The sequence below is a fragment of the Phenylobacterium sp. genome, from assembly GCF_004299445.1.
GTDB lineage: Bacteria > Pseudomonadota > Alphaproteobacteria > Caulobacterales > Caulobacteraceae > Phenylobacterium.
The window spans coordinates 90,698-107,868 of sequence record NZ_SCTC01000022.1; the positions used below are offsets into that span (position 1 = coordinate 90,698).

Annotated in this window: 14 protein-coding genes; 9 read left to right on the plus strand and 5 right to left on the minus strand. The window is 70.3% G+C overall.

Annotation, left to right across the window (positions count from 1 at the left end):
* Positions 1-148 precede the first annotated feature (148 nt).
* From sucD to EPN98_RS06405, 3 genes are all read right to left on the minus strand, one after another.
* A complete protein-coding gene (gene sucD, locus EPN98_RS06395) occupies positions 149-1,027 on the minus strand; it encodes a succinate--CoA ligase subunit alpha (protein ID WP_293361666.1) in 879 nt (292 codons plus the stop codon).
* Positions 1,028-1,030: 3 nt separating this feature from the next.
* Positions 1,031-2,230, minus strand: a complete 1,200-nt coding sequence (gene sucC / locus EPN98_RS06400; RefSeq protein WP_293361668.1) for an ADP-forming succinate--CoA ligase subunit beta — start codon at positions 2,228-2,230, stop codon at positions 1,031-1,033.
* 224 nt (positions 2,231-2,454) lie between these two features.
* Positions 2,455-3,003 (minus strand): hypothetical protein, encoded by a 549-nt coding sequence (locus EPN98_RS06405; protein WP_293361670.1) that lies wholly within the window; start codon positions 3,001-3,003, stop codon positions 2,455-2,457.
* A gap of 161 nt (positions 3,004-3,164) precedes the next feature.
* Here EPN98_RS06405 and EPN98_RS06410 point away from each other — a divergent pair, with 161 nt between their 5' ends.
* The gene (locus tag EPN98_RS06410) at positions 3,165-3,929 is read left to right on the plus strand and encodes a LytTR family DNA-binding domain-containing protein (RefSeq protein ID WP_293361673.1); all 765 of its coding nucleotides are present in this window, start codon (positions 3,165-3,167) and stop codon (positions 3,927-3,929) included.
* 45 nt (positions 3,930-3,974) lie between these two features.
* On the opposite strand, the gene EPN98_RS06415 is transcribed toward EPN98_RS06410, so the two are convergent.
* Positions 3,975-4,517 (minus strand): GNAT family N-acetyltransferase, encoded by a 543-nt coding sequence (locus tag EPN98_RS06415; protein ID WP_293361725.1) that lies wholly within the window; start codon positions 4,515-4,517, stop codon positions 3,975-3,977.
* Between the two features lie 117 nt (positions 4,518-4,634).
* On the opposite strand from EPN98_RS06415, the gene EPN98_RS06420 reads away from it, so the two are divergent.
* From EPN98_RS06420 to EPN98_RS06445, 6 genes are all read left to right on the plus strand, one after another.
* On the plus strand, positions 4,635-5,828 hold the full coding sequence (locus EPN98_RS06420; RefSeq protein WP_293361675.1) for a hypothetical protein: 1,194 nt from the start codon (positions 4,635-4,637) through the stop codon (positions 5,826-5,828).
* A gap of 145 nt (positions 5,829-5,973) precedes the next feature.
* Positions 5,974-6,765, plus strand: a complete 792-nt coding sequence (locus EPN98_RS06425) for a PEPxxWA-CTERM sorting domain-containing protein (protein WP_293361677.1) — start codon at positions 5,974-5,976, stop codon at positions 6,763-6,765.
* 155 nt (positions 6,766-6,920) lie between these two features.
* Entirely contained in the window at positions 6,921-7,694 is a 774-nt protein-coding gene (gene dapB / locus EPN98_RS06430) for a 4-hydroxy-tetrahydrodipicolinate reductase (RefSeq protein WP_293361704.1), read from the plus strand.
* A 2-nt stretch (positions 7,695-7,696) separates the two neighbouring features.
* Positions 7,697-9,136 (plus strand): amidase family protein, encoded by a 1,440-nt coding sequence (locus EPN98_RS06435; protein ID WP_293361705.1) that lies wholly within the window; start codon positions 7,697-7,699, stop codon positions 9,134-9,136.
* A 78-nt stretch (positions 9,137-9,214) separates the two neighbouring features.
* Positions 9,215-10,621 (plus strand): PhoPQ-activated protein PqaA family protein, encoded by a 1,407-nt coding sequence (locus EPN98_RS06440; protein WP_293361707.1) that lies wholly within the window; start codon positions 9,215-9,217, stop codon positions 10,619-10,621.
* Between the two features lie 142 nt (positions 10,622-10,763).
* Complete coding sequence (locus EPN98_RS06445; RefSeq protein WP_293361709.1) at positions 10,764-12,692, plus strand: YgiQ family radical SAM protein; 1,929 nt, start codon at positions 10,764-10,766, stop codon at positions 12,690-12,692.
* Between the two features lie 6 nt (positions 12,693-12,698).
* Here EPN98_RS06445 and EPN98_RS06450 read toward each other — a convergent pair whose 3' ends face one another.
* Entirely contained in the window at positions 12,699-14,609 is a 1,911-nt protein-coding gene (locus tag EPN98_RS06450) for a potassium transporter Kup (protein WP_293361711.1), read from the minus strand.
* 144 nt (positions 14,610-14,753) lie between these two features.
* Here EPN98_RS06450 and EPN98_RS06455 point away from each other — a divergent pair, with 144 nt between their 5' ends.
* Both EPN98_RS06455 and EPN98_RS06460 read left to right on the plus strand, forming a co-directional pair.
* On the plus strand, positions 14,754-16,253 hold the full coding sequence (locus EPN98_RS06455) for a DUF4118 domain-containing protein (RefSeq protein WP_293361713.1): 1,500 nt from the start codon (positions 14,754-14,756) through the stop codon (positions 16,251-16,253).
* Positions 16,250-16,927 carry a response regulator transcription factor gene (locus tag EPN98_RS06460; RefSeq protein ID WP_293361715.1) on the plus strand — a complete coding sequence of 226 codons (678 nt, stop codon included), beginning with the start codon at positions 16,250-16,252 and terminating at the stop codon, positions 16,925-16,927. Before EPN98_RS06455 ends, EPN98_RS06460 begins: the two co-directional genes overlap by 4 nt.
* Positions 16,928-17,171: the final 244 nt, after the last annotated feature.

A 17,171-nucleotide genomic window follows, 5' to 3' on the forward strand; every position in this document is an offset into this window, starting at 1 on the left:
GGCCCACGGACTTCGGAAGAAGGAGCCGAGCGCGGACCGCCCAATACCTAAGTTTTGCCCCCCAGGCACGCGAGGGATCCCGCATGCCCATACCCCGTATTGATTAACCGTTTACCACGTCGGCCAGCCCCGACCGTCGTGAAAACAGCTAGTTACCCTTCAGCACCTCGACCAGCGTGGTGCCCAGCGCCGCCGGCGACGGCGACACGCGGATGCCCGCCGCCTCCATCGCCGCGATCTTGTCTTCCGCGCCGCCCTTGCCGCCCGAGATGATCGCGCCGGCGTGGCCCATGCGGCGGCCCGGAGGCGCCGTACGACCGGCGATGAAGCCCACCATCGGCTTCTTGACGGCGTGGTTCTTCAGGAACTCGGCGGCGTCTTCCTCGGCCGAACCGCCGATCTCGCCGATCATGATGATCGACTCCGTCTCGGGGTCCTTCAGGAACAAGTCGAGCACCTCGATGAACTCGGTGCCCTTGACGGGATCCCCGCCGATGCCGACGGCCGTGGATTGGCCGAGCCCTGCCTGAGTGGTCTGGAACACGGCCTCATAGGTAAGCGTCCCGGAGCGCGAAAGCACCCCCACCGAGCCGCGCTTGAAGATGTTCCCCGGCATGATGCCGATTTTGCACTCATCCGGCGTCAGGACGCCCGGGCAGTTGGGCCCGATCAGCCTGGATTTCGAGCCGCTCAGCGAGCGCTTCACCTTGACCATGTCGGCCACCGGGATGCCCTCGGTGATGCAGACGATCAGCGGCACCTCGGCGTCGATGGCTTCCAGGATCGAGTCCGCGGCGAACGCCGGCGGCACATAGATCACGCTGGCGTCGGCGCCGGTTTCCTTCACCGCGCCGGCCACGGTGTCGAACACCGGCAAGCCGATGTGGGTGGTCCCGCCCTTACCCGGCGTGACGCCGCCGACCATCTTCGTCCCGTAGGCGATGGCCTGTTCCGAGTGGAAGGTGCCCTGCGCGCCGGTGATGCCCTGGCAGATGACGCGGGTGTTCTTGTTGATCAGGATCGACATGTCTTACGCAGCGCCCCGCACGGCCTTGACGATTTTCTCGGCGCCGTCCGAGAGGTCGTTGGCGGCGATGACGTTCAGGCCGCTCTCGTTGATGATCTTCTTGCCCAGCTCGGCGTTGGTGCCCTCAAGGCGCACGACCAGCGGCACCTTCAGACCCACCTGCTTCACCGCGGCGACGACGCCCTGGGCCAGGATATCGCAGCGGGCGATGCCGCCGAAGATGTTGACCAGGATGCCCTTCACGTTCGGGTCGGCGATGATGATCTTGAAGGCCGCCGTCACCTTGGCTTCGTCGGCGCCGCCGCCCACGTCCAGGAAGTTGGCCGGCTCGGCGCCGTACAGCTTGATGATGTCCATGGTGGCCATGGCCAGGCCGGCGCCGTTGACCATGCAGCCGATCTCGCCGTCGAGGGCGATGTAGCTGAGGTCGTACTTCGAGGCCTCGATCTCCTTCGGGTCCTCTTCGGTCTCGTCGCGCAGCGCCTGGATGTCCTTGTGGCGGAACAGGGCATTGCTGTCGAAGCTGATCTTGGCGTCCAGGACCCGCAGGTGCTCGTCCTCGGTGACGATCAGCGGGTTGATCTCCAGCATGCTCATGTCCTTGGCCACGAAGGCCTCGTAGAGCTGGCCGAGCAGGGTGGCGGCTTCCTTGGCCAGGCCGCCCTTCAGGCCCAGCGCATTGGCCAGCGTGCGGCCATGGTGGCCCCACACGCCGGTGGCCGGGTCGATCGAGAAGGTGACGATCTTCTCGGGCGTCTCGTGCGCCACGTCCTCGATGCTCATGCCGCCTTCGGTGGAGGCCACGACCGAGACCCGGCTCGTTTCGCGGTCCACCAGCAGCGACAGGTAGAATTCCTTGGCGATGGCGGCGCCTTCCTCGATGTAGAGGCGGTTCACCTGCTTGCCCTTGGGCCCGGTCTGGATGGTCACCAGCGTGCGGCCCAGCATCTCCTCGGCGTTGGCCTTCACGTCGGCCACCGTCTTGACGACGCGAACCCCGCCCTTGGCGTCGGGGCCCAGGCCCTCGAAGCGGCCCTTGCCGCGCCCGCCGGCGTGGATCTGCGACTTCACGACGAACACCGGTCCGCCCAGTTTCTCTGCGGCCTGGACCGCTTCGTCGACCGTGAACGCGGCATGTCCGCGCGGAACCGCGACGCCGAACTCCGCGAGGACGGCTTTAGCTTGGTGTTCGTGGATGTTCATGAGGCCTTGGGGGCGGCTGTCAGGGAGGCTCGCCCCTGCGGCGAGTGTGCGGGCTTATAGGCGCCGGCCCCTGCGATGACAACCGCGTGAGGGGCAGAAACGCCCCTCACGCGCACGAAGTTCACGTGACGGAACGTCTGTGCTCACCGATAGAGAGCAGCCCCCAACAAGGCCGCCCGCCGCAGTCCCGGCCGAATGGGCCCGCGGCGGGCGCAGGCTTGGGTTCAGCCCAGGAACATCATCCACAGGGTCCGGCCGGGGATCAGGGCGATGAACAGGTTGATCGCGAACCCGCCGTAGAACAGGCCCATCATCGTCTTGCGGTGCCGCTGCACGGCGTGGCGCTTGGCCCAGATCACCGCCAGCGGCAGGGTCAGCAGCACCCAGCCGGTGAACAGGTGCAGGATCGACCATGCGCCGTGGTTCAGGCTGGTGATGAACAGCGTGGCGCCCGCCGTCGTCGCCACCAGCGCCACCCACGCCCAGCCCGCCACGCGGTGGAAGGTCCGGCCCTTGCGCACGACCATCAGCGCCGCGCCCAGGACCAGCGCGGCCAGCGCCGTCAGCAGGTGGATCTTGATCGCGGGCGACAGCGTCTCGAACAGCGCCATGTCGGGCGCATGCAGGCGGGCCGACATGGCCATCCGCGCCACCGCGCCCCAGGCGCCGCTCAGCGAGGCGCCCACGATCACGGCGACCACGACCATGGACAGCGCGAACCTCGTCGGGGCGTTGACCGTCACGCGGCCCGGCGTTTGCGAAACAGACGACATCCTTTATCTCCAGCTTCGTAAGGGTGGCGCGGCGGTCCGCGGCCCGTTGAGCCAGGACATGACGGCGGTCTGGAAACGGTGCGAGCGCGGATGCGTCGGATGACGGCGGAGCTACGCGAACGACCGCGCCGCGCCGTTCACGCTTCGCGAGCGGCAGGCCGATGAAGACGATTTTCCTGCGCCTGGGCCCCTACGAGGAGCTCCGCGGCTGGATCCGGGGCGCCGTCGTCGCCGTGGTGTCCGGCCTGTTCCTCACCTTCTCGGGCGCGTTCGGCACCGACGATGCGCCGCTGAGCCTGCGGCTGGCCTACTGGATGGGCCTGATGTTCCTGGGCTACCTCTGGGGCGCCTTCGTCGCGCGCTACTTCTTCAACGGCGGCCGCGGGCGCACCGGCAACATCTGGCTGGACGCCATCGTCGCGTCCCTGGTCATGTCGGGGCCGTTCACCGTCGTGGTGTGGGCGGCCTCGCGGACGATCTTCAACTCCAACGCGCCGCTCAGCACGCTGCCGATCCTGTTTGGGCCGGTGTTGCTGGTCTCTCTGGCGATCACGACCATCAACGTGCTGATCGAGAACCGCAGCGGCGTGGCGGGTGTCGATGCGCCGGCGCCGGTGAAATTCCTGGAGCGCCTGCCTCTCAAGCTGCGCGGCGCCGAGGTCTGGGCGGTCGAAGCCGAGGACCACTATCTGCGCCTGCACACCTCCAAGGGCCAGGACCTGATCCTGATGCGCCTGGCCGACGCGGTCTCCGAGCTGGAGGGCATCGAGGGGGCCCAGGTCCACCGCTCCTGGTGGGTCGCCCGCGACGCCATCGCCGACGCCCGGCGCGGCGACGGCCGGGCCACGCTGACCCTCAGGGATGGCTCTGAAGTTCCGGTCAGCCGCACCTATGCCGGCAAACTGCGCGACAAGGGCTGGATCTGAAGTCGGCCTCCTCTCCCCGGCGAAGCGGAGAGGGAGAGGAGAACGCTAGCGTTTCCGCGCCCGCCACTCCTCGCGGCTCTGGCCCCAGCAGTCGACGGCCACGTTCAACGGGGCCGGGAGCACCGCCTGGCGCAGGATTCGCGAGCCCAGGCGCCGCGCCACCTGCTGCGACTTCACATTCGGCGCCTCGATGGTGTGGATCACCTCGGTCCAGCCCAGGGTGTCGAACGCCCAGTCGATGGACGCCTCGGCGGCCTCGGGCGCATAGCCCCGGCCCCAGAACTCGCGCGCGATGCCCCAGCCCACCTCGGTGCCCGGCCAGCCCTCGGGCTGCCAGGGCCCTACGCGGCCCACCCACCGGCCGGACGACTTCTCCACCACCGAGAACATCGAGAAGCCGCGGCTCAGCCAGGCGCCGGCCATGGTCGACATGATCCGCCAGGCGCCGGGGCGCTCTTGCGCTCCCCCCAGGAATTCGGCGGCCTCGGGGTCGGCGCAGAAGGCCGCCCAGGGCTCGAAATCCGCCGGCTCTGGCGCCCGCAGGATGAGGCGTTCTGTCTCCAGGGTGGGGATTGTCGTGGGCACGATTTGGCCTCAAATTGAACGTGGGAGAGAGTTCGGGGTTGGGGCGTCGTCGAACGCGCGTGCGCGTTCACTTAGCTCTGCCATGTGCGTCGAGGGACCCGTTCGTACAAGGGTTCTTTCATGGCGCAGGACTCTCTGCCCCCACCGCCTACGACCGCAACCGAGCCGCCGCCGCTCGCCAGTCCGTTTCGCCCGAGCCGGTTCGTCATCGCGGGCGCGTTCGGCGCCTGCGTGCTGGGCGTCGGCCTGGGGCTGTGGGCCCGGCCGACGTCGCCCGCGCCTCCGCAGCTCGCCGTGGCGAAGCCGGCGCCGCCCACGCTGCAGGTGGTGGTCGATGACCGCCCAGCCCCGGCCGGCCCCCTGCTCGAGGTGCTGCCGGCCGATGTGACGCCCGCGGACCGCGCCCGCGCCGTCGCCCGCCTGATCCCGGTCGAGCCGCTCGCCGCCGGCGCCGCCGGTCTGGTGCGCGTGGACGCCGTGGTCGCGCCGGCCCCGAATCCCGCCCTCGCCGGGCCGAAGCTCGCCGTCAGGCGCGAGCCGCCGCCTGCGCCGAAGGCCGTCGAGACGGTCGTCGCCAGGCCGAAGGCCAGGCCCGCGCCCCCGACCCGCGTCGCCGGCGCCGCCCCCGAGCCTGCGCAGGCCAAACCCGCGAAAGCCGTCAAGCTCGCCAGGGCCGAGCCGAAACCCAGGGCCCGCGCCGAAGCCAGCCCCCCCAGGCGGACCGTCGTCGCCAAGCCGGAAAAGTCGCTCGCCAAGGCCGCGGCCGGCCGCAAGAAACCCATCCAGCAGGCCGATGCGAAGGCCAGGCCGGCGAAGGCCAAGGTCGTCAAGGTCGCCGCCAAGGCCGAGGCGGCGCGGCTCCAGAAGGCGAAGCTCCAGAAGGCGACGGCGGAAAAAGCCAGGATCCAGAAGGCAAAGGCCGAGCCCGCCCGGAAGGCGAAGCCCACGATGACCAAGGCCAAGGTCGCCAAGACCTCGCCTCCCAGGACCGTCCCGCCCACGCCGCGCCGCATCGCGCCACGCGGCGAAGGGCCCATGCGCGTCGCCCGCGCCGACCGTTGCGCGGCGGCGGATCCCGGTGAGGCCCTGGTCTGCGCCGATCGCCGTCTGGCAGCCCGCGACCGCCAGCTGCAGCAGGCCTATCGCGACGCCGAGGCCGCCGGGGTGCCCGCCTCGGCGCTGCGCCGCCAGCAGACCCGCTGGGTCCAGGCCCGCGCGGCCGCCGCCCGCGAAGCGCCCTGGGCCGTCGAGGACGTCTACGTCGCCCGCATCTCCGAGCTTCACGATCTCAGCCGCGACGCGCGCGAGAATTGACCGCGACGTTCCGCCAATCGCCGCTCGCCTTAGGGGAGAGTCGTTTTGCAATGCACCCTGAACTACGGCCAATGAGGACTGGCGCCACGGGGGTGTGCGCTGGGGCGTCGTCGATGATGAGCGCCGGGAATTTCAGGGGGTTGGGGTGAAGATCCAGACGAAGATGCTGGCGGCGTTCGCCGCGGCGGCCACGGTCGCGACGATGGCGACGCCCGCGGCGGCGGTGCAGAACATCTATCTCGAATACGCTACGATGAACACGACGTTCCAGGCCAACATCTCGGGCCTCGGCAACGTCTATTCGAACGGCGTGACGTTCCGCGTGAACGACAACGGGTACAGCCCGGCCTTCGACGCCAGCGATTACTACATCTATGGCTTCTGCATCGACATCTACCATAGCATGTACATCAACACGACGCTGAACTACACGTACACGTCGACCTACGGCGACGCCGGCCAGCCGCTGTTCACGAACTACGGCCCGAACGCGCCCGCCAACCAGCTGAACGCGGCGCAGATCGACGACCTGACCAACCTGGTCGACACCGGCTGGCTGCTGCACCAGGCACAGCCGAATGACTACGACACCGCGATGCGCACGGCGGCGATCCAGGCGGCGATCTGGCAGGTGGCCAACCCCGACCGCGTCGTCACGGTGAAGAGCAACAACCTCAACGCCTCGCAGTTCCTGCAGTATCAGACCTACTTCAGCGACTACGTGAGCGGCAATTACACCAGCCTCGCCGACGCCAACGACCGCGTCTATACGATCACCGACCAGTCCCGGAACCCGATGCGCCAGACCTTCGCCATCGGCTGGCCGATCGAGAACACGGCCGTTCCCGAGCCCGGCGCCTGGGCGCTGATGATCCTGGGCTTCGGCGCCGCCGGCGCCATGCTGCGCAGCCGTCGCAGGGATCTGGCCGCGGCCTGAGCCTTCATAGCTCCGCGTATCGAGCAGCCCGCATCGCGAACCGGTGCGGGCTGCTTCGATTCAGACCCGCGGCCCGAGGCGTGTTCAGCGCCAGGGAAGGTTGACCCGACCTTCGCCACGCGCGACCTAAGCGCAGCACGCTGGAGACCGCCGCCTTGTCCGACCCGATCCGCATCGCCATCGCCGGCGCTCTGGGCCGCATGGGGCAGGCGGTCGAGAAGGTCGTCCGCGCCGATCCCGCGCTGGCCCTCGTCGCTCGCTTCGATCGTCCCGGCGCGGAAGGCGACGGCCTGGTCTCGGCCGCCGAGGCGTTGGACGCCGCCCAGGTGGTCATCGACTTCACCACCCCCGCCGCCTCGGTCGCCCTTACGGCCCAGGCCGCCGGCAAGCCGGTGGCCCTGGTGATCGGCGCCACCGGCGCGTCCGACGCCGAACGCGCCGCGATCGCGCAGGCCGCCGCGCGCAATCCCATCGTCTTCGCGGGCAACTACTCCCTGGGCGTGAACCTGCTGATGGGCCTGGTGGCCCAGGCGGCCCGCGCGCTGCCGGCCGACCTGTTCGACATCGAGGTGTTCGAGGCTCACCACCGCCACAAGGTCGACGCCCCATCGGGCACCGCCTTCATGCTGGGCGAGGCCGCCGCCAGGGGCCGCGGCGTCCGGCTCAGCCAGGTGGAGCGCCGCGCCCGCGACGGCATCACCGGCGCCCGGCCGTCGGGCGAGATCGGCTTCTCGGTCGTGCGCGGCGGCGGCATTGTCGGCGAGCACAGCGTCATCTTCGCCGGCGAGGAAGAGATCCTCACCCTCAGCCACTCGGGCCGCGACCGCGGCCTGTTCGCCCGGGGCGCCGTAGCCGCCGCCCGCTGGGTGGCGGACAAGCCGCCCGGCCTCTACGACATGCAGGATGTGCTGGGCATGAAGGACGCCTGACGATGGCGCGCGATGTCCTCGACCAGGACGCCACCGCCCAGCTGGCGGCGCTCCGCGAAAAGCGTATCTCGGCGGTCGAGCTGCTGAAGGCCTCGCTGGCCCGCCACGCAGAGACCCACGCCACTCTGAACGCCGTCGTCGCCGCCGACCCCGAGCGCGCCCTGGAGCGGGCCCGCGCCCTGGACGACGCCCGCGCCCGCGGCGAGACCCTGGGCCCGCTCTCGGGCCTGCCCATGACCGTCAAGGACACCTTCGACGTGGCGGGCATGGCCGCGTCGTCCGGGATCGCCCAGCTGCGCCGCCGCCAGACGGAAGACGCGGTCGCCGTCTCCCACGCCCGTCACGCCGGCGCAGTGATCTGGGGCAAGACCAACGTGCCCGTCATGGCCGGCGACTGGCAGTCGACCAACCCGCTTTACGGACCCACCAACAATCCGTGGGATCCCACCCGCACGCCCGGCGGCTCGTCCGGCGGCGCGGCGGCCGCCCTGGCCGCCCGGGTCACGCCGCTGGAGATCGGCTCCGACATCGGCGGCTCGCTGCGGGTGCCCGCAGGCTTCTGCGGCGTCTTCAGCCACAAGCCCACCTGGGGCATGGTCTCGCAGCGCGGGCACGTCCCGCCGCACCCGGGCTCGTACGCTGAGCGCGACCTCAACGTCGTGGGACCCATGGCCCGCTCGGCCCGCGATCTGCGCCTGTTGCTGTCGATCCTCGAGGACGGCCCGCTGGCCCCCAAGGCCCCGCCCGCGGACCTCAAGGAAACCAAGATCGGCCTCTGGCTCGACGACCCCGAGTGTCCGCTCGATCCGGAGGTCCGCGCCACCCTGGAGGCCTTCGCGAACGAGCTGCGCGCCGCCGGCGCCACGGTCGAGCCGATCGCCAGCCCTGTCGACATGCGCGCGCTGCTGTTCGCCTACCAGACGCTGCTGGGCGGCGTGCTGGGCGAGGACATGCCGCCCGGCTTCATCCGCGGCATGGAGCGGCTGCGGTTCTTCGCCAAGGGCGCCATCAAGCGCGGCGCGGGGCCTCTGTCCAACGCCGCCATGGCCATGGCCTACACTGCCCGCCACCGCGAGTGGCTGGCCGCCGACGCCGTTCGGGCCCGCCTTCGCCACGAGATGGTCGAGACCCTCGGCGATTGGGACGCGATCCTGGCGCCCATCACCCCGGTCCCGGCCTTCCCGCACGACAAGCGCCCCTTCCAGCGCCGCGAGCTCAAACTGTCGACGGGCAAGGCGATCCCCTACAACTCGATCCTCACCTGGATCGCGCCCGCCACGGCCCTGCACCTTCCTGCGACGGCGGTGCCCGCCGGGCTGACGGCATCGGGCCTGCCGGTCGGCGCCCAGCTCATCGGCCCGATCGGCGGCGACGCCAAGACCCTCGCCATCGCTCAGGCCATCGACGAAAACGTCCGCGGCTACATCGCGCCCAAGCTCTAGGTTCGGCTTCGCAACCCCCGCGGTCTGGGATACCCCTGTGGCAGGTCCGCGCGGACGGATCGGCAGGGGAGGCTGGCGATGGCGGCATGGCTACGGGCTCTGGCCCTGGGACTGCTCCTGATCGCGGCGGCGCCGGCGGCCGCCCAGCCGAACGCGCTCGACGCCTATGTCCACGCGCCCGACCCGGCCTTTGGCTGGACGCTGATCCGCACGGTCGACGAGGGCCAGGCCACCACCTACGTCCTGGAACTCACGTCGCAGAGCTGGCGCACCGCCGCGGACGTGGACAAGCCGGTCTGGAAACACTGGCTCACCATCGTGAAGCCGAAGGAGGTGCGCGGCGCCACGGGCATGCTGATCATCTGGCAGGGCGACAACAACGACCCCGCGCCCGCCAAGGCCTCGGAGCGCGCGATGCGCATCGCCACCGAGACCCACACCGTCGTCGCCGAGCTGGCCATGGTCCCCAACCAGCCGCTGCGGTTCACCGACAGCCCCGATAAGCCCAGGGTCGAGGACGACATCATCGCCTACACGCGGGTGAAGCACTTCTCCACGAAGGACGACACCTGGCTGGTCCGCCTGGCCATGGTGAAGAGCGGCGTCCGCGCGATGGACGCCGTGCAGGCCTTCCTCGCCACCGACGCCGGCGGTCGCACCAAGGTGGAACGGTTCGTCGTCACCGGCGCCTCGAAGCGCGGCTGGACGGCCTGGCTGGTGGCCGCCGTGGACCCCCGGGTCGTGGCCCTGATCCCGCTGGTGATCGACGCGCTGAACAGCGAGGCGATTACAAAGCACCACTTCGAGGCCATGGGCTTCTTTTCCTCGGCCCTGGACGACTACGTCGAGCACGGCCTTTTCCCGGGCAAGATCGGCACGCCCGAGTACCAGGCCGTCCTGGCGATCGAGGACCCCTACAACTACCGACACCGCGCCGCGCTGAAGATGCCGAAGATGCTGATCAACGCCTCGGGCGACCAGTTCTTCCTCCCCGACAATTCCCAGTTCTACTGGGCCGGCATCCCGGAGGAAAAACACATTCGCTATGTGCCCAACACGCGGCACAACCTGGCGGGCTCCGACGCCCAGGACACCCTGATCGCCTTCTACGACGCGGTGATCAGCGGCCGCGACCGCCCGACCATCACGTGGACGAAGCAGCCGGACGGCACGCTGGTGGTGAAGCCCAGCATCCCGCCGAAGGAGGTCCGCCTCTGGCAGGCCACCAATCCCAGGGCCCGCGACTTCCGGATGGACACGATCGGCGCCGCCTACACCAGCGCCGCGGTGCCGGTCCGCGCCGACCTGACCTATGCGGCAAGACCAAAGCCCCCGACGGCCGGCTACACCGCCTACTTCATCGAGGTCACCTTCGACAGCGGCGGCCGCTATCCCCTGAAGGTCACCACCGAGATCGCCGTCACGCCCGACGTCCTGCCTTTCCGCTGGGAGGATGCGGCGAAGAAGTACCCGCCGAAGCCCTAATTTCGGCCGCGGTGAGGCTGTCTGGCCGGTTGTGTTCCGGGCGCCTTGAGCCTATCCGTCGGCCGCCATGGAAGTTCCTCCCGAAACCCCCCTGATTTCCGGGACTTCCCACCGGACGCGCCCGCCCGCGCCGTTCCTGCCGATGAGCCGCGCCGAGATGGATGTCCTGGGCTGGGACGCCTGCGACATCGTCCTGGTGACCGGCGACGCCTATGTCGACCATCCCAGCTTCGGCATGGCGATCATCGGCCGCCTGCTGGAGGCCCAGGGCCACCGCGTCGGCATCATCGCCCAACCCGACTGGCAATCCGCAGAGCCGTTCAAGGCGCTGGGCCGCCCCCGCGTCTTCTTCGGCGTCACCGGCGGCAACATGGACTCGATGGTCAACCGCTACACGGCCGACCGCCGGATCCGCAGCGACGACGCCTACACCCCCGGCGGCGAGGGCGGAAAGCGGCCCGACCGCTGCACCCTGGTCTACGCTCAGCGCTGCCGCGAAGCCTACAAGGACGTTCCCATCATCCTGGGCGGCATCGAGGCGTCGCTGCGCCGCATCGCCCACTTCGACTACTGGTCCGAGAAGATCCGCCGCTCGGTCCTGGCCGACGCCAAGGCCGACCTGCTGCTCTACGGCAACGCCGAGCGGGCGGTGATCGAGGTGGCCAACCGGCTGGCCGCCGGCGAGGCCCCGCGCGACCTGGCCGACGTCCGCGGCGTCGCCCTCTTCCGCAAGGTCCCCGAGCACTACGCCGAGCTGCCGGCCGACGACCTCGATTCCTCCGACGAGGGCGCCGCCCGCAAGCCCGGCGACGTGGTCATCCGACTGCCGTCCTACGAACAGGTCGAGGCCGACTCCGAGGCCTACGCGCGGGCCTCCCGCGTGCTCCACCGCGAGAGCAATCCCGGCAACGCGCGCCCCCTCGTCCAGCGCCACGGCGACCGCGACATCTGGCTGAACCCGCCGCCGATCCCGCTCACCACCGAGGAGATGGACGCGGTCTACGACCTGCCCTACGCCCGGGCCCCGCACCCGTCGTACGGCGACGCCAAGATCCCCGCCTGGGACATGATCCGGTTCTCGGTGACGATCATGCGCGGCTGTTTCGGCGGCTGCACGTTCTGCTCGATCACCGAGCACGAGGGCCGGATCATCCAGAGCCGCTCTGAGGCCTCGATCCTCAAGGAGATCGAGCAGATCCGCGACAAGACCCCGGGCTTCACCGGCGTGATCTCCGACATCGGCGGCCCCACCGCCAACATGTACCGGATGGCCTGCAAGGACCCCAAGATCGAGAAGGCCTGCCGCCTTCCGTCCTGCGTGTTCCCCGACATCTGCCCCAACCTGAACACCAGCCACGACGACCTGATCCGGCTCTATCGCAAGGTCCGCGAGGTGAAGGGGGTCAAGAAGGCGCTGGTGGCCTCGGGCGTCCGCTACGACCTGGCCGTCACCAGCCCGGAATACGTCGAGGAGCTGGTCACCCACCACGTCGGCGGCCTGCTGAAGATCGCGCCCGAGCACACCGAGAACGGCCCGCTCGACAAGATGATGAAGCCGGGCATCGGCAGCTACGACCGCTTCAAGGAGATGTTCGACGCCGCCGCCAAGAAGGCGGGCAAGAAGTACCACCTGATCCCGTACTTCATCGCCGCCCACCCTGGCACGACCGACGAGGACATGATGAACCTCGCGATCTGGCTGAAGAAGAACGGCTTCCGCGCCGACCAGGTGCAGACGTTCCTGCCCTCGCCGATGGCCACCGCCACGGCCATGTACCACTCGGGCGTCAACCCGCTGAAGGGTGTGCGCCACGGCGCCAGCGAGAAGGTCGAGGTGGTCAAGGGCCTGCGCCAGCGCCGCCTCCACAAGGCCTTCCTGCGCTACCACGACCCCGAGAACTGGCCGATCCTGCGCGACGCCCTGCGCGCCATGGGCCGCGCCGACCTGATCGGCCCGAGGCCGGACCAGCTGATCCCGGCGCACCAGCCCGGCGGCGGCAATGGCCCCCGCCGCCCCAACCGCCACCCGGGGACCAAGTTCACCACCAAGGGCGTGCCGCTGAAGGGCTGAGCGCCCCTAGATGGACACCTGCGCCCCCAGTTCGACGACCCGGGACGGCGGCACGCGGAAGTAGTCGGCGGCGCGCTCCGAGTTGCGCAGCAGGTAGGCGAAGAGCCGGTCCTGGACCTGGGCGAGGCCCTTGCGGGGACGAAGGACGAGGCTGCGCCGGCTGACGAAGAACGATGTCTTCATGATGTCGAACTTCAGCCCCCTGGCGCGGGCCAGCGCGAGCCCGCGCGTCACGTCCGGCGTCTCCATGTAGCCGAAGGTGAGCGTCAGAGCGGTGAAGCCCGGCGCGGGCTCGTGGATCTCCACCCGATCGGCGTCCGAGACCCGCGGCCGCCGAACGGTCTTCACCGTCAGCAGCACCACCCGTTCGTGCAGGACCTGGTTGTGCTTCAGGTTGTGCAGCAGCGAGCTGGGAACCTTGCCCGGGTCGGCGGCGAGGAAGACCGCGGTCCCTCTCGCCCGCATCGGCGGACGGGCCTTGAGCATCGCCGCCACGTCGGCGACGTCCAGGTCGCTCTGTTCGGCGCGCGCGAGGCGGGCGCGGCCGCGCGTCCACGTCCACATCACGAAGATCAGCCCGGCGGCCATCAGCAGGGGGATGTATCCGCCGTGCGCCACCTTCATCAGGTTGGCGGCGAGGAAGCCGGCCTCGACCAGCAGGAACGGCAGGAACACCAGCAGCGACACCAGAATCGACCGCTTGTGCAGCCGGTGGATCGCGACGACGGCGAGGATCGACGAGGTGATCATCGCGCCGACCACCGAGATGCCGTAGGCGCTGGCCAGTCCGCTGGACGAACCGAAGCCGAGCACCAGGGCGGTGACGCCCAGGAGCAGGATCCAGTTGACCTGCGGCGCATAGATCTGGCCCGCGTGATGCTCGGACGTGGGCCTGAGCGTCAGGCGCGGCAGCAGCCCGAGCTGGACCGCCTGCTGAGTCAGCGAGAAGGCGCCCGAGATCACGGCCTGGCTGGCGATCACGGTGGCGGCGGTCGCGAGCGCCACGAGCGGAAGCTGGAACCACTCCGGCGCCAGCAGGAAGAACGGGCTCTCGGCGGCCTCGGCGTCGCTCAGCACCAGCGCGCCCTGACCCAGGTAGTTGAGCGTCAGGCAGGGGAAGACGAGCGCGAACCAGGTCGCGTTGATCGGCTTGCGCCCGAAGTGGCCCATGTCGGCGTACAGCGCCTCGGCGCCCGTGACGGTGAGAAACACCGAGCCCAGGATCAGCGCGGCCAGTCCGGGGTGCCCCCGCAAGACCTCGAAGCCGCGCGAGGGATCGAGCGCCCAGAGGATCTCCGGCGCCTCGACGATAGACCTGACGCCGAGGACCGCCAGCACCACGAACCACACGACGCAGACGGGCCCGAACCAGCGGCCCACGCCGCCAGTGCCGCGCCGCTGCACGGCGAAGAGGGCGACGATGACGGCCAGCGCGATCGGAACGATGAAGGGATCGATCCGCCCAGAGAGTCCGTCGATGATGCGAAGGCCCTCCACCGCCGACAGCACCGAGACCGCCGGCGTCAGCATCGCGTCGCCGAGGAAGAGCCCGGCGCCCAGCATGCCGATCAGCATGACCAGACCGGCGCCACGGCCTCCGGCGCGCTGGACCAGGGCCATCAGCGACAGCGTCCCGCCTTCGCCGCGATTGTCGAAGCGCATGAGGATCAGCACGTACTTCAGCGTGACGATCACCATCAGCGCCCAGAACATCAGCGAGACGACGCCGGTCACGTCGGCGGGCGCGAGCGCGCCGCCGGGGCCGCGCAGGTGCGAGATCGATTCCTTGAAGGCGTAGAGCGGGCTGGTCCCGATGTCCCCGTACACCACGCCCGCCGAACCGAGGGCCAGCGCGAGGAAGGTCTTGAGGCTGGGAGGCGCGGTCGGCGTCTCGTCGGGGGCGGTGATGCCGGACATGGAGCCCTCAGTGTGAGCGGAGCCGCCTTCTCGCGCCGGGCCACATAAAGATCCCATGTGGTTGCGGGGCGCGAACGTCGGAAGCGCTTGCAGCCGGGCCACCGGATCGCATTTCTGAGGGCGAAGTCCTGAAGGGGCCTGGCCATGAGCCTTGCCGTCGAAACGCAACCCGCGCGAACCCCCAGCCCCGGTCTCGGCTATGCCGTCGCCGCCGGCCTTGTCGCCGCCGCCACGGCGCTGGCGCTGTGGCTCGAGGCGGCCGTGCGGGTTCCGAACCTGTCGCTGCTGTTCGTCCTGCCCGTCGTGCTGAGCGCGATCCGCTTCGGAACCGGACCGGCCTTGAGCGCCGCGGGCCTGGGGGTGCTGGCGTACAACTTCTTCCTCCTGGAGCCGCGCCACACGCTCAGGGTCACCGACTCGGGCGACGTGCTGGCCCTGGTGCTCCTGCTCCTCGTCGCGGTCGCGGTGAGCGCCGTCGCGGCGCAGGCCCGGCGCCGGACCCAGGAGGCGGTCGAGGCGGCCGACCGGGCCGCGGCGGTGCGCGAGCTCGCCCGTGACCTCATGGCCGAGCGCAGTCCCGAGGGCCTGGCGCGCCGGTGCGCCGACGCCCTGGCCCGGATGTTCCACACGCGGGCCTGCGTCCTCCTCGTCGACGGCGATGAGCTGAGGGGCGGCGCCTCGGATGGCGAAGCGCTCGCGCCGGCCGACCTGGACGCGGCGCGCTGGGCGGCGGCGGCGGGTCTGGCCACACGCGGCGGCGCCTATCCCGTGGGCGAGTCCAGCTTCGACTTCTGGCCCCTGAAGACGCCCCTGCGGCGGCAGGCGGTTCTGGGCGTCGCGCTGTCGCGGCTCGACGCCGGGCGGCCCCTTCAGCCGGAGCGTCTGGTGGAGACGGTGCTGGGCTATCTGGGCGTGGCGCTGGATCGCGAGGCCTATGCCGCACAGGCGATGGCGAACCAGGTCGCGGTCGCCGGCGAGCAACTGAAGAGCGACCTGGTGGCCGCGGTCTCTCACGATCTCCGGACGCCGCTCTCGACCATCCTCTTCACCCTGCAGAGCCTGCAGCGGTTCGGCGGCCAGCACGACGACCAGGCCCGCGCCGAACTGCTGGCCGGCGCCGAGGCCGAGACCTCCCGGTTGGCCGGGATGGTGGACAATCTGCTCGACATGAACCGGGTCGAATCCGGCGCGCTGGGCGACCGTCGCGAGGCCTGCGACGCCGCCGACCTGGTGGAGACGGCCCTGACGCGGGCGGCGGGCGTGCTGCGGGGGCGGACGGTCCTCAATCGGGTCGCGCCCGGCGTCACGCTGCAGGTTGATCCGGCGCTGTTCGAGACGGCCCTGGCGAATGTGCTCGCCAACGCGGCCAAGTATGCCCCGGAAGGCGACATCGAGATCGCCGCGGGCCGCGCGGATGATCAGGGCTGGGTCGAGGTGAGCGACCGCGGTCCAGGCTTCGGACCCGATCCCGATGCGCTGTTCGCGCGCTTCGTCCGCGGCGAGGCCGGCGACGGCCGTGCGCCCGGAACGGGTCTGGGCCTGGCGCTGGCCCGCGCCTTCCTTCGCGCCATGGGCGGTGACGCGACAGCGCGGAACCGCGAGGACGGCGGCGCCGCCGTCCGGCTGACGGCGCCCGCCCCATGACCGGCGATCCGGCGACCGTGCTGGTGATCGAGGACGACGCGCACCTCAACAATGCGCTGACGGCGACGCTAAAGGCCGCCGGCTATCGGCCCGTATCGGCCCGCACCGCGGCCGAGGGCCTGCGCTGGTTCAACCACTATGCGCCGGATGTGATCCTGCTGGACCTGGGCCTGCCCGACCGCGATGGCCTGACCGTCATCCGCGACCTGCGCGCGCGGGGCACGACGCCGATCGTGGTGCTCTCGGCCAGGGACGCAGAGGCGGTGAAGGTCGAGGCCCTGGACCTGGGCGCGGACGACTATGTCGCCAAACCCTTCGGCGTCGACGAACTGCTGGCGAGGCTCCGGGCCGCCCTGAGGCACGGCGTCCAGGCCCGCGGCGCCGAGCCTGTCGTGACGGCGGGCGACCTGGTCATCGACCTGGGGATGCGCACGGTCAGCCGGGCCGGCAATCCCGTCAGCCTCTCGCCCAAGGAATACGACCTGCTGTGCGAGCTCGCCCTCCAGCTGGACCGGCCGGTCCGCCACGCCGACCTGCTGCGCGCCGTGTGGGGCAGCGAGAGCGCCGACGTCCAGTACCTGCGGGTCTACATCGGCCAGCTCCGCCACAAGCTGGGCGGAGCGCGGATCGCGTCCGTCCCCGGCGTCGGCTACCGCCTCAACGCCCAGCCGTAGCCGACGAACCGCCACCCGAAGAACGTGACCGGAGCTCCTCTCCCAAGCACGAAGCGCTGTGGGAGAGGCCGGGAGAGGGCGGCGCAGCGCCGGACGCAAGCTCCGCGTTGGACCCGATCGCACTCCCTTACCTCCCCCGCGAAGCGGCGGGAGGGGGACCAGTCGCCGAGCGCAGCGGAGAGCGACTGGTGGAGGGGGCGAGCCTCAGGCTCAGCGGAACGATTGGCCGTGTTTGGCTCAGCAG

Bases quoted from the DNA above. Each gene is read 5' to 3' on its own strand.
- EPN98_RS06460 (WP_293361715.1), top strand. From the start codon at position 16,250: ATGACCGGCGATCCGGCGACCGTGCTGGTGATCGAGGACGACGCGCAC.
- EPN98_RS06440 (WP_293361707.1), top strand. From the start codon at position 9,215: ATGGCGGCATGGCTACGGGCTCTGGCCCTGGGACTGCTCCTGATCGCG.
- sucC (WP_293361668.1), bottom strand. From the start codon at position 2,230: ATGAACATCCACGAACACCAAGCTAAAGCCGTCCTCGCGGAGTTCGGC.
- EPN98_RS06455 (WP_293361713.1), top strand. From the start codon at position 14,754: ATGAGCCTTGCCGTCGAAACGCAACCCGCGCGAACCCCCAGCCCCGGT.
- EPN98_RS06435 (WP_293361705.1), top strand. From the start codon at position 7,697: ATGGCGCGCGATGTCCTCGACCAGGACGCCACCGCCCAGCTGGCGGCG.
- EPN98_RS06450 (WP_293361711.1), bottom strand. From the start codon at position 14,609: ATGTCCGGCATCACCGCCCCCGACGAGACGCCGACCGCGCCTCCCAGC.
- sucD (WP_293361666.1), bottom strand. From the start codon at position 1,027: ATGTCGATCCTGATCAACAAGAACACCCGCGTCATCTGCCAGGGCATC.
- EPN98_RS06420 (WP_293361675.1), top strand. From the start codon at position 4,635: ATGGCGCAGGACTCTCTGCCCCCACCGCCTACGACCGCAACCGAGCCG.
- EPN98_RS06445 (WP_293361709.1), top strand. From the start codon at position 10,764: ATGAGCCGCGCCGAGATGGATGTCCTGGGCTGGGACGCCTGCGACATC.
- EPN98_RS06410 (WP_293361673.1), top strand. From the start codon at position 3,165: ATGAAGACGATTTTCCTGCGCCTGGGCCCCTACGAGGAGCTCCGCGGC.
- EPN98_RS06405 (WP_293361670.1), bottom strand. From the start codon at position 3,003: ATGTCGTCTGTTTCGCAAACGCCGGGCCGCGTGACGGTCAACGCCCCG.